The sequence below is a fragment of the Micromonospora orduensis genome (assembly GCF_006228125.1).
In the GTDB taxonomy this organism is placed as follows: Bacteria; Actinomycetota; Actinomycetes; order Mycobacteriales; family Micromonosporaceae; genus Micromonospora; species Micromonospora orduensis.
Window position 1 is genome coordinate 1 of sequence record NZ_VDFY01000280.1, and the last position, 11,656, is coordinate 11,656.

At 72.8% G+C, this 11,656-nt stretch carries 12 protein-coding genes and 1 pseudogene; 5 read left to right on the top strand and 8 right to left on the bottom strand.

Going from position 1 to position 11,656, the window contains the following annotated elements; all coding sequences use genetic code 11:
• Nucleotides 1-7: 7 nt before the first annotated feature.
• The 3 genes from FHG89_RS30130 to FHG89_RS30140 form a co-directional block, all read right to left on the bottom strand.
• Nucleotides 8-775, bottom strand: coding sequence for a hypothetical protein (locus tag FHG89_RS30130; RefSeq protein ID WP_139587776.1), 768 nt, complete (start codon nucleotides 773-775; stop codon nucleotides 8-10).
• 151 nt (nucleotides 776-926) lie between these two features.
• Complete coding sequence (locus tag FHG89_RS30135) at nucleotides 927-2,033, bottom strand: SPFH domain-containing protein (protein ID WP_139587777.1); 1,107 nt, start codon at nucleotides 2,031-2,033, stop codon at nucleotides 927-929.
• Nucleotides 2,034-2,037: 4 nt separating this feature from the next.
• Nucleotides 2,038-2,511 (bottom strand): NfeD family protein, encoded by a 474-nt coding sequence (locus FHG89_RS30140; RefSeq protein ID WP_139587778.1) that lies wholly within the window; start codon nucleotides 2,509-2,511, stop codon nucleotides 2,038-2,040.
• Nucleotides 2,512-2,619: 108 nt separating this feature from the next.
• Here FHG89_RS30140 and FHG89_RS30145 point away from each other — a divergent pair, with 108 nt between their 5' ends.
• Nucleotides 2,620-3,921 (top strand): serine hydrolase domain-containing protein, encoded by a 1,302-nt coding sequence (locus FHG89_RS30145; protein WP_139587779.1) that lies wholly within the window; start codon nucleotides 2,620-2,622, stop codon nucleotides 3,919-3,921.
• 24 nt (nucleotides 3,922-3,945) lie between these two features.
• Here the strand turns inward: FHG89_RS30145 and FHG89_RS30150 are convergent, their stop codons facing one another.
• Entirely contained in the window at nucleotides 3,946-4,758 is an 813-nt protein-coding gene (locus FHG89_RS30150) for a DUF3097 domain-containing protein (RefSeq protein WP_139587780.1), read from the bottom strand.
• Between the two features lie 250 nt (nucleotides 4,759-5,008).
• Here FHG89_RS30150 and FHG89_RS30155 point away from each other — a divergent pair, with 250 nt between their 5' ends.
• The gene (locus tag FHG89_RS30155) at nucleotides 5,009-5,803 is read left to right on the top strand and encodes a hypothetical protein (protein ID WP_139587781.1); all 795 of its coding nucleotides are present in this window, start codon (nucleotides 5,009-5,011) and stop codon (nucleotides 5,801-5,803) included.
• 24 nt (nucleotides 5,804-5,827) lie between these two features.
• Here the strand turns inward: FHG89_RS30155 and FHG89_RS30160 are convergent, their stop codons facing one another.
• From FHG89_RS30160 to fabG, 4 genes are all read right to left on the bottom strand, one after another.
• The gene (locus FHG89_RS30160; protein ID WP_139587782.1) at nucleotides 5,828-6,607 is read right to left on the bottom strand and encodes an HAD-IIA family hydrolase; all 780 of its coding nucleotides are present in this window, start codon (nucleotides 6,605-6,607) and stop codon (nucleotides 5,828-5,830) included.
• 15 nt (nucleotides 6,608-6,622) lie between these two features.
• Complete coding sequence (locus FHG89_RS30165) at nucleotides 6,623-7,651, bottom strand: ferrochelatase (RefSeq protein WP_139587783.1); 1,029 nt, start codon at nucleotides 7,649-7,651, stop codon at nucleotides 6,623-6,625.
• Between the two features lie 102 nt (nucleotides 7,652-7,753).
• Nucleotides 7,754-8,521: an enoyl-ACP reductase FabI gene (gene fabI, locus FHG89_RS30170; protein WP_139587784.1), complete on the bottom strand. Its 768-nt coding sequence runs from the start codon at nucleotides 8,519-8,521 to the stop codon at nucleotides 7,754-7,756.
• A 28-nt stretch (nucleotides 8,522-8,549) separates the two neighbouring features.
• The gene (fabG, locus tag FHG89_RS30175; RefSeq protein WP_139587785.1) at nucleotides 8,550-9,254 is read right to left on the bottom strand and encodes a 3-oxoacyl-ACP reductase FabG; all 705 of its coding nucleotides are present in this window, start codon (nucleotides 9,252-9,254) and stop codon (nucleotides 8,550-8,552) included.
• Nucleotides 9,255-9,409: 155 nt separating this feature from the next.
• Between fabG and FHG89_RS30180 the strand changes: the two genes are divergently transcribed.
• The 3 genes and pseudogenes from FHG89_RS30180 to FHG89_RS30190 all read left to right on the top strand — a co-directional run.
• Complete coding sequence (locus FHG89_RS30180; RefSeq protein WP_139587786.1) at nucleotides 9,410-10,645, top strand: sensor histidine kinase; 1,236 nt, start codon at nucleotides 9,410-9,412, stop codon at nucleotides 10,643-10,645.
• Complete coding sequence (locus FHG89_RS30185; RefSeq protein ID WP_139587787.1) at nucleotides 10,642-11,304, top strand: response regulator; 663 nt, start codon at nucleotides 10,642-10,644, stop codon at nucleotides 11,302-11,304. Before FHG89_RS30180 ends, FHG89_RS30185 begins: the two co-directional genes overlap by 4 nt.
• A gap of 98 nt (nucleotides 11,305-11,402) precedes the next feature.
• Nucleotides 11,403-11,656 (top strand): annotated as a pseudogene (locus tag FHG89_RS30190) (alpha/beta hydrolase); the annotation flags it as partial.

An 11,656-nucleotide genomic window follows, 5' to 3' on the forward strand; every position in this document is an offset into this window, starting at 1 on the left:
GGGTGGGTCAGGGGGTCGGGGTGGTCAGGCTGGCGGTGGCGGCGTCATTCGCGGTTTCGCGGGGCATCAGGCGGCCGGAGCGGTAGCCGATGCCGATTCCGGCGACCAGCACGAAGATCGCGCCGAAGGTCTGGAGTGAGCCGATCAGCGCCCCTCCGAGGCCGAGCAGCGGCGCGGCGATGATCAGCATGACGCCGTCACCCAGGCTGAACGCGCCGGACCGGGCCACCGCCCACCCGGTCAGGAACCAGCCCGCGCTGTAGAACGTCGCGCCGACCAGCACCAGCGAACGCGCCGTGGTGCCGAAGACCGGCGTCTGCTCGGCGAGCCCGGCGAACGGCAGCATCAGTACCGTGCCGGCGATGCTCACCAGCAGCCCGGCGGCGGCCACCCGGCGGCTGCGGGTCGCGGCCAGCAGCCCGGTGAGCGCCAGCAGCGCGAGCAGGCCGAGCCAGACCGCGGCCACCCAGCCGATCAGGTACGCCGCGCGGCCGTCGGCCGGATAGGGGTCGTTGCCCACCCCGCCGTCACTGGCCATCGCCACCGCGCCGTAGAGGACGGCGTACGCGGGCAGCAGCCACACCGCGGCCCGCGCGAACCGGCGTATCGACCAGGCCCAGCTGGCGTTCGTGGCCGGGCCGGCCGAGGTCGGCTCACCGACGAACGGCAGTACGCCGAATCCGCCGCCGCTGCGCCGGGAGCCCAGCGGGGCGACCGGGTCGTGCGCGCCGGGCACGGGGTCCGAGGACCATATCCGATTCGCCGGATCCTTCATGCGTCACCTCGCTCGTCCGCGAGCGGTGCGAGACGCGCCGGGGCGCCCCGATTGCCTGGTCACCACCCGTCCTAGGACCGATCGTGGCAGGCGTCGGAGCGCCCCATGAGCATTTCTCGTATTTAGCCGCCGGGGCGGCCGGGGGTACTGATCAGCCGCGCTCGCGCTCGTCGGTCGGGTCGTTGACCAGGCTGTCCGGCGAGACCGGCTCCGGCGCGGGCAGCCCCTGCGGCTTGTTGCCGCCGGTGGCCTGCGCCTCGGCGACGCGTACCTCGTCGTGGATCTGCTGGGCGGCGGCCGCCGCGGCCTGGGCGGCCTCCGCGGCCTCGCGCTCCACCTGGCTCGCGTGGTCGGCCGCCTCCGGCGCGGGAAGATCCCCCACCATCTGGCTCAGCCCACCCAGGGCGCCACCCATCCCCTCCAGCGCCTTGGTCAGCTCGGCCGGGACGATCCAGACCTTGTTGGCGCTGCCCTGGGCGATCTGCGGCAGAGCCTGCAGGTACTGGTAGGCGAGCACCTTCTGGCTCGGGTTCGCCTGGTGGATCGCGTCGAAGACCGTCCGGATCGCCTTCGCCTGACCCTCGGCCTGCAGGATCCGGGCCTGCCGGTCACCGTCGGCGCGCAGCACCGCGGACTGCTTCTCACCCTCGGCCGTGAGGATCTGGGACTGCTTGTGCCCCTCGGCGGTGAGGATCGCCGCGCGGCGGTCCCGCTCGGCGCGCATCTGCTTCTCCATCGAGTCGCGGATGCTGGCCGGCGGCTCGATCGCCTTGATCTCCACCCGGGTCACCTTGATGCCCCAGCGGCCGGTGGTCTCGTCCAGCACGCCGGACAGGTGCCTGTTGATCTCGTCCCGGCTGGTCAGCGCCCGCTCCAGGTCCAGCGAGCCGATCACGTTACGCAGGGTGGTGACGGTCAGCTGCTCGATGGCCTGCAGGAAGCTGGAGATCTCGTACGTGGCCCGGACCGAGTCGACCACCTTGAAGTAGAGAACGGTGTCGATCGAGACCACCAGGTTGTCCGAGGTGATCACCGGCTGCGGCGGGAAGCTGACCACCTGCTCGCGCATGTCGACCTTGGTACGCACCGCGTCGATGAACGGCACCAGCAGGTTGAGGCCGGGGCTGAGGGTGCGCTTGTACTTACCGAGCCGTTCTACCACGTCCTGGCGCTGCTGCGGCACGATCCGCACCGCCTTGGCCAGCGTAATCACGGCGATCAACGCCACCGCGATGATCAGCACACCGATGACCGTCATCCGTTCACCCTCTCGCTTCCGGCAGCTCGCCGGCGGAAGAAACATCGTCCTGCCACACCAGGGCTGTCGCGCCCCGGACCTTTATCACCCGAACCCGTTGACCGGGCTCGAAAGTCTGCGTCGTGTCGTACGGTCGGGCCGTCCACAGCTCCCCGTCAATCTTGACCAGGCCGTGCTCGGCGTCCACCCGTTCCAGCACCAGCGCCGTGGAACCCTCGATCGCCTCCACACCGAACGGATGCTCGCCGCTCTCCAGCGCGGACCGGCTGTGCCGTCGGATGACCGGGCGGACGACCACCAGGCTCAGCGCCGACACCACCGCGAAGACAAGCGCCTGCACGGCCACCGGGGCACCCAGGGCGGCAGCGCCCGCGGCGGCGAACGCACCGACCCCGAACATGAGGAGAAACAGGGTCGTCGTGAAGATCTCGGCGACCGCCAGTACCACACCCAAAACGATCCACACCACGGCGTCCACACCGTAAGGGTGACACGTTGATGCACGAGCAGCCCACCCGCGATCATCAGTAGGCTCGGCGAAGCGACCGCCGCCCACCGAATCCGCCGGCCGAACGAGGAGATCCCCGTGACCCTGCTGCCCGCGACCGCCCGACAGATCGACAACCAGGTCGCCCAGGCGCAGATCGACGGTCACACCCCGTCACTGGTGCTGGGCGTGGTCCGCGACGGCACGCTGGTCCACCTGGCCGCCGCCGGCGAGCACCCCCGCCCGGACACCGACCTGCAGTACCGGGTCGGATCGATCAGCAAGACGATGACCGCGACGCTGATCATGCAGCTGCGCGACGCCGGCCGCCTCAGCGTCGACGACGAGTTGGAGAAACACCTGCCGGGCACCGACGTCGGCTCGCTCACCCTGCGTCAACTGCTCGGGCACGCCAGCGGCATGCAACGCGAACCCGAGGGCGACTGGTGGGAACGGGCGTCGGGCATCGACCTGGGCACCCTGCTCGCCGGAGTGACCGCCGACAAGATCGCCTACCCGCCGCACGCCACGTACCACTACTCCAACCTGGCGTACGGGCTGCTCGGCGGAGTGCTCGAACGGCTCACCGGAATGCCCTGGGCCGACCTGCTCACCGAACGGCTGCTCGGCCCGCTGGGAATGCGCCGCACCACGTACACGGCCACCGAGCCGTACGCCCGCGGCTACGTCGTGCATCCCTGGCACGGCACGCTGCGCGAGGAGCCCCGCACCGACACCGGCGCAATGGCCCCCGCCGGGCAGCTCTGGTCGACGATCGAGGACCTGGGCAGGTGGGCGGCCTTCCTCGCCGACCCCGACCCGTCGGTGCTGGCCGCCGGGACGCTCACCGAGATGTGCGCCCCCGTGGTGATCAGCGATCTCGACTCCTGGAGCGGCGGGCACGGCCTGGGGCTGGAGCTCTACCGGGACGGCGAGCGCGTGTACGTCGGGCACGGCGGCTCGATGCCCGGGTACGTGGCCGCCCTCACGGTGCACCGGCCGACCCGTACCGCCGTGGTCGGTTTCGCCAACTCGTACGGCTTCCCGATCACCGGGCTCGGCCGCCGGCTGCTGACCGCCGTGCTGGACGCCGAGCCGGCGTTCCCGCAGCCGTGGCGACCGGCCACCGCCACGCCTGCTGCCGAGCTGACCGAGTTGACCGGCCGCTGGTGGTGGATGGGCACTTCGCTGGACCTGAGCTGGGACGCGGGTGACCTGGTGGCCCATGTACGCGGTGAGCGGGTGAGCCGGTTCACCGCAGAGGGAACGGACCGCTGGCGGGGACGCTCCGGCCCGGAGAACGGCGAGATCCTGACGGTGCGGCGCGACGACAGCGGACGGGCGGTGGCGATCGACATCGCCACGTTCGTCTTCACGCGCAGCCCCGACGAGGTCCCCTGACCCGCCGCCGGACGGATCGGGCGGTCAGGGGGCTTCGGTGACGAAGTCGATGAGGCGTTCCATGGCGTTGATCAGGGGGGTCTCCACGTCGGCGAAGCTGTTCACCCGGGACAGGATGTGCCGCCACATGTCGGCCGGCTCGGCCACCCCGAGGGCCGCGCAGACCCCCTCCTTCCACGGTCGCCCCGGCGGCACCACCGGCCACGCCGCGATACCCAGCGCCGCCGGCTTGACCGCCTGCCAGACGTCCACGTAGGGATGGCCGGTCACCAGCACGTACGGCGAGGTGACCCGGGCCACGATGCGGCTCTCCTTGCTGCCCGGCACCAGGTGGTCGACGAGTACGCCGAGTCGCCGGGTCGGTGCGGGGCCGAAGTCGCGGACGTCGGCGTCGAGGGCGTCGATGCCGTCCAGCGGCTCCACGACCACGCCCTCGATCCGCAGGTCGTCGCCCCAGATCCGTTCGACGAGCGCGGCGTCGTGGATGCCCTCCACCCAGATCCGGCTGGCCTTGGCGACCTGGGCGCGGACGTTGTCCACGGCCACCGAACCGGACGCGGTACGTCGGCGGGCCGCCGGCACCGGCGCGCGGCTGGGGCGGCGCAGGGTGACCGGGCGACCGTCGAGCAGGAACGCCGCCGGTAGCAGCGGGAAGTTGCGCCGTCGACCGTGCCGGTCCTCGAGGACCACCGCGCCAGCCTCGAAGCCGACGACCGCTCCGCAGAACCCGGAGTCGGCGTCCTCCACCACGAGGTCGGGTTCGGCGTCCACCTCGGGGGTGACCTTCCGCCGCCGCCAGTCCCCCGCCAACACGTCCTCGCCGTATCGCCCCGCCATGCCGGAAACGCTAACGCCCCGGGCACCACCAACCCCACCACCAACACGCCGCCTCACCCCACCCACCGTCCCGCTCGGTCGATCATGGAGTGTGCGGCGCCCCGCAGAAGGGTCACAATCGGCAGGTACCGCCCACCACAACGCCATGATCGACGCCGGCTGGGTCGGGCGAAGAGGGCAGTTCGGGGCAGGGCGGGCGGCCGGAGCGGCAGTCGAGACAGGGCCGGCGATGACCACGTACCCTTTCGGCATGTCCACCCCCGCAACGGGCGCGGCGACAGTCGCACCGCGCCGGTCGAGCCGGTTCGTTGCCTGGGTGCGCGCGTGGCGCGCCGGGCTGGTGCCGTACGACGAGGTCGCCGACGCCATCGCCGGCGAGGAGGAGCACCTCGTCGCGGACGCCCCCGGCACCTGGACCGACGTCCCGCTGGGCGCCGCGCTGCCCACCCTGGCCAAGCTCTCACCGGACGAGATCCGTCTGGTGCTGCCCGCGCCGGGTGACCCGCGAGGGCTGCCCGGCCCCGGCGACTTCGCCGGCGCGGCGCTCGTCACCGGCGAGGCGGTGGTGGCCGGCGGGCTCGGGTTGATCCCCGAGGTGCGGTCGCACACCTCCGGCTCCGGGGACTGTTTCGAGACGGTGCTCTGGCGGGTTTATCCGCTTCCGGCCAACGCGCACACAGCCTCACTCGCGCTGCCCGGCGCCGCCGAGGCGGAGGCCGAGCTGGCCGCCGCGCTGGCCGAGACGACCGCCGCGCTGACCCGCCTCGACGTGGCCCAGTGGCGGCCCGAGTTGGCCGGCGCGCTGGCCGCGCTGCGCCGCCCCGACGGGGCCACCGACCTGCCACCGGGCTTCGACCCGCGGGCCCGCCGGCTGTTCGCCCGCGCCGCGGTGCTCGACCGGGTGCTGGCGCTGGCCGGGCACGCCGCCCCGGGAGGCGCGATCAACAACTACGAGGCGCAGCAGCGGGACGCGGCGCTGCGACCGCTCACCGCGGCCTGCCGGCAGGCGCTGGTGGCCGCCTGCAACGCCCCCCTGCGCCCCTGACCCGTAGCCACTCGATCCGGTCGGTCAGACCTCGTCGAGCAGGTCCGCGACCGAGTTGATGATCCTCGACGGGCGGTACGGGTAGCGCTCCGCCTCGGTACGGCTGCTGATCCCGGTGAGCACCAGGATGGTCTCCAGCCCGGCCTCCAGGCCGCACAGGATGTCGGTGTCCATCCGGTCACCGATCATGGCGGTGCTCTCCGAGTGCGCGTTTATGGTGTTCAGCGCGGAGCGCATCATCATCGGGTTCGGCTTCCCGACGAAGTACGGTTCCACCCCGGTCGCCTTGGAGATCATCGCCGCGACGGAGCCGGCGGCGGGCAGCGCGCCCTCCACCGACGGGCCGGTCACATCGGGATTCGTGCAGATGAAGCGGGCGCCGTCGTTGATCAGACGGACCGCCTTGGTGATCGCCTCGAAGCTGTAGGTGCGGGTCTCACCGAGGACCACGTAGTCGGGCGCGAAGTCGGTGAGCACGTACCCGACGGCGTGCAGCGCCGTGGTCAGCCCGGCCTCCCCGATGACGTACGCGGTGCCGCCGGGCCGCTGGTCGGCGAGGAACTGCCCGGTGGCAAGCGCGGACGACCAGATCGACTCCTCCGGCACGTCCAGGCCCATCCGGCTGAGCCGGGCCGTCAGGTCGCGAGGGGTGTAGATCGAGTTGTTGGTGAGCACCAGGAACGGCTTGCCGGAGGCGCGCAGCCGGTTGACGAACTCCGGCGCGCCGGGCACCGGCTGGCCCTCGTGCACCAGCACGCCGTCCATGTCGGTCAGCCAGCTCTGCACGGGCTTGCGGTCATGCATGATGATCCTCAGAGGTCAGGGGCGACGGGTCGGCACGCAGCAGACGGTGGGGCAGGTGTCCCACATCGGCAGGTCGCCGAGTCGACGGCGCAGCTGCGCGCCGTCCGGGTCGGTTCGCTCGGTGACCAGCTCACGGACCATGGTCACGAAGCGCGGGTCGGTGCCCGGCGTGGCGGCCCGGACGAAGTCCAGACCGAGCTGCTTGGCGGTCTCCAGCGCCTCGGTGTCCAGATCCCACACCACCTCCAGGTGGTCGGAGACGAACCCGACCGGGCTGACCACCACGCTCGTGGTGCCGTCCTGCGCGAGCGCGGTCAGGTGGTCGTTGATGTCCGGTTCCAGCCACGGCACGTGCGGCGGGCCCGAGCGGCTCTGCCAGACGAGGTCGTACGGCAGGTCGGGGGCGGCGGCCGCGGCCACCAGGCGGGCGCTCTCGCGCAGCTGCGCCTCGTACCGGCCGCCGTGCGGGCCGGCGTTGGCCGCCATGGAACTGGGGATGGAGTGGGCGGTGAAGACCAGTCGGGTGCTGTCCCGCTTGGCCGGGTCGAGCTGATCCAGGGCGGTCCGGACCGCGTCGACGTGCGGCTCGACGAAGCCGGGGTGGTCCCAGAACTGGCGCAGCTTCTCGATCACCGGCGCGTCCGGGCCCACCGCGGCCCGGGCGGCGGCGATGTCCTCCTGGTACTGCCGGCAGGACGAGTACCCGCCGTACGCGCTGGTGACGAACGCCAGCGCCCGGGTCACCCCGTCGTCGCGCATCTGCGTCACCGTGTCGGCGAGCATCGGATCCCAGTTGCGGTTGCCCCAGTAGACGGGCAGGTCGAGACCGTGCGCGGCGAAGTCGGCGCGGACGGCGGCCAGCAGGTCACGGCACTGCTGGTTGATCGGGGACACCCCGCCGAAGTGCTGGTAGTGCTCGGCGACCTCGGCCAGCCGCTCGGGCGGCACACCCCGGCCACGGGTCACGTTCTGCAGGAACGGCATCACGTCCTCGGGCCGCTCCGGCCCACCGAAGGACACCAGCACCACCGCGTCGTACGACATGGGTCCATTCTGTCCCCTCGGCCGGGGCGGCCCGGCGACGCCCCCTGATCCGGACGCGTGGGCTCACGCGTCCGGTGGTCGGGGGGCGTCGTCGCGGGAGCGTCAGGAGCCGACGGCGTGGTAGCCGCCGTCGACGTGCACGATCTCGCCAGTGGTAGCCGGGAACCAGTCGGACAGCAGCGCCAGGCAGGCCCGCGCGGCGGGCTCCTGGTCGGTGAGGCTCCAGCCCAGCGGCGCCCGCTGCGCCCAGGCCTCCTCGAACTGGTCGAAACCGGGGATCGACTTCGCGGCGATGGTGCGCAGCGGCCCGGCGGCGACCAGGTTGCTGCGGATGCCCTGCTTGCCCAGGTGCATCGCCAGGTATCGGGACGCGGACTCCAGGCCGGCCTTGGCCACGCCCATCCAGTCGTAGACCGGCCACGCCTTCGTCGCGTCGAAGGTCAGACCGACGACCGCGCCGCCGGGCGACATCAGCGGCAGCGCCGCCATCGCGAGGGACTTGTACGAGAAGGTGGAGACGTGCAGGGCGGTCGCCACGTCCTCCCAGGGCGCGTCGAGGAAGCCGCCGCCCAGGCAGCTCTGCGGGGCGAAGCCGATCGAGTGCACGACGCCGTCGAGGCCGTCGACGTGCTCGCGGACCCGGTCGGCGAGGCCGGCGAGGTGCTCCGTGTTGGTGACGTCCACCTCGATGATCGGCGCCGGCTCGGGCAGCCGCTTGGCGATCCGCTCGACCAGGGAGAGCCGGCCGTAGCCGGTGAGCACGACCTGCGCGCCGTTCTCCTGGGCGAGCTTCGCCACCGAGAAGGCGATCGAGGCGTCGGTGATGACACCGGTGACGAGCAGTCGCTTACCGGCGAGCAGTCCGGACATGCAGGGTTTCCTCCGTAGTCGAAAAGGGTCAGTGGCCCATGCCGAGGCCGCCGTCGACCGGGATGACGGCGCCGGAGACGTACCCGGCGCTGTCCGAGGCCAGCCAGGTGACCACGGCGGCGACCTCGTCCGGGCTGGCCATCCGGCCGGCCGGGATGGACTTGCGGATCTCCGCCTTGCGGTCGTCCGGCAGGCCGGCGGTCATGTCGGTGTCGATGAAGCCGGGCGCCACCACGTTCGCGGTGATGTTGCGGCTGCCCAGTTCCCGGGTGATCGAGCGGGCCACGCCGACGAGGCCGGCCTTGCTGGCGGCGTAGTTGACCTGGCCGGCCCCGCCGGACAGGCCGACCACCGAGGAGATGAAGATCATGCGACCCCACTTGGCCCGCAGCATCTTGCCCGACGCCCGCTTGGCGACCCGGAACGCGCCGGTGAGGTTGGTGTCCACCACACCGGTGAACTGTTCCTCGGACATCCGCAGCAGTAGCGTGTCGTCGGTCATGCCGGCGTTGGCGACAAGCACCTCGACCGGGCCCAGCTCGGCCTCCACGGCGGTGAACGCGGCGTCGATCGAGGTCGCGTCGGTGACGTCGGCCCGTACGCCGAACAGCCCTCCCGGCGCGTCGCCGCTGCGATGGGTGATCGCCACCCGGTCGCCCTGCTTGGCGAAGGCCTGCGCGATGGCCAGGCCGATTCCCCGGTTGCCCCCGGTCACCAGCACGGTACGGGCCACTGTTCCCCCTTGCGAATGGTCAGCACGGACGCGTCGGAGCCTAGGCGTTACCGACAGGTAAGCGCTAACGGGAGCCGCGTCACACCGGGGTACGACACCGGGATCAACCCCTGGTGGCACGCCTCGCGGGGGTGCCGGCCCGTAGCCTCCCGGTGGTGAACCGGCAACCGTTCGTCGCGGCCCTGCGGGCCCTGCGGCAGACCCTGCTGGGCCCGGACGCGCCGGTCGGCCGACCGCTGCTGGCCCGCTGGCCCCGGGTGGCCCGTTACGCAGCCCCGGTCGGGCTGCTCGCCGCGCTCGGCCTCTTCTGGATCACGTTTGCCGTGGAGAGCGAGTGGGGCCTGCCGGCGCCGATCGCGGTGCTGTTCGCGGCGATGACCGTGGCGCCGCTGCTGGCGCTGCCCCGGCGTCCGCTGCTGGCCTGGCGGTTGACGGTGCTGGCCCTGCTGGTGTGCACGTTCAACGCGCCGGCCGACCAGCCGTGGCCGTGGACTCCGCCGCTGGCGCTCGGCTCGGTGGCGGTGCTCGCGGGGGTCGTCGCACGGGTCGACCGGCCGGTGCTGGCGTGGGTGGTGGCGATCAGCACGGTGCCGGTGCTCACCCTCGTGCACCCCGACAACCGGCCGGCCGTTCTCGCGCTGCTCGGCGCGTCGGCGATCGTCGGCGACCTGATCCGGCGCAACCGGCTGTCCCGGCGGGCGCTGGCCGCGCAGACCGAGGTGAGCGAACGGGAGCAGGAACGCCGGGCGGTGCTGGAGGAACGCACCCGGATCGCCCGGGAGCTGCACGACGTGGTGGCCCACCACATGTCGCTGATCGCCGTGCAGGCGGAGACCGCCCCCTACCGGCTGACCGACGTGCCGGCCCCGGCGGCCGCCGAGTTCGTCGCCATCGCCGCGTCGGCCCGTGACGCGCTGACCGACATGCGGCGGCTGCTGGGGGTGCTGCGCAGCGAGACGGCCGGACCGCAGACCGCGCCGCAGCCGGACCTGACCGACCTGGGCACGATGGTGGACGCGGCCCGCCGGGCCGGGCTGCCGGTCACCCTGGACGCCGAGCTGGTGGACGACGACCGGGTGCCCGCGCCGGTCGGGCTGGCCGCGTACCGCATCGTGCAGGAAGGGCTGGCCAACGCGGCCCGGCACGCGCCCGGCGCCGCGGTGCGCGTCACGGTCCGCGTCGGTCCGTCCCGCCTGGGGGTACGCGTGCAGAACGCGCGACCCGCCGAGGCGGGCTCCCGGCCGGGCGAGGCAGGCGCCGGGCACGGGCTGACCGGCATGCGGGAGCGGGCGGCCTCGCTGGGCGGTACGTTCACCGCCGGGCCGCTGCCCGACGGGGGTTACGCGGTGACGGCCGAGCTGCCGTACGACGCGGAGGGCGGGGACCGATGATCCGGGTGCTGATCGCCGACGACCAGGCGATGGTGCGGCAGGGCTTCGGGGCGCTGCTCGCCGCCCAACCGGACCTGCTGGTGGTGGGTGACGCCGCCGACGGCGCGCAGGCCGTCGCCGCCGCCCGCCGGCTCGACCCGGACGTGGTGCTGATGGACGTGCGGATGCCGGTCATGGACGGGCTGGAGGCCACCCGCAGGCTGCTCGGCGACCGGTCTGCGCAGCACCCGCGGGTGCTCATCCTCACCACCTTCGACCTGGACGACTACGTGTACGAGGCGCTGCGCGCCGGGGCGAGCGGCTTCCTGCTCAAGGACGCCCCGGCGGCCGACCTGGTGCACGCGGTGCGGGTGGTGGCGGCCGGGGACGCGCTGCTCGCCCCGGCGGTCACCCGACGACTGATCGCCGAGTTCGCGGCCCGCCCGGACCGTCGCCGACCCCGCCCCACCGACCTGGCCGGGCTCACGCCCCGGGAGACCGAGGTGCTGCGGTTGATCGCCCGGGGTCGCAACAACGCCGAGATCGCCGGCGACCTGGTGGTGGCCGAGCAGACGGTGAAGACGCACGTCGGGCGGATCCTGGCCAAGCTGGGGCTGCGCGACCGGGCCCAGGCCGTGGTGCTGGCGTACGAGACGGGTCTGGTCGCCGCCGGCGAGTAGCCCCGTGGAGCCAGCGCGGGAACGGCTCCGCGGAACGACGACCGGGCCCCACCCCTTCGCGCACTCTCCCTCCGGACGACATTTCGGAGGGAGAACTGATGCGACGACGAGGTGCCAGCCGGGTGGCGGTGGCCGCGCTGCTCGGCGTGAACCTGGTCCTGCCGACCCGACCCGAGCCGGTCGCGGAGGCCTGGTTCGTCGAGGCGTACCCGCAGATGGCGGCGGCGATGCGCGCGGCCGGCCCCCCGTACGCGGACTGGGCGGCCGACGGACGCCGGTTCCTGCTGTTCGACGAGCGCGGCGACGGCCGCGCGGTCGAGGTGCTCGGCGACCTGGCCGACGCGGACCGGAT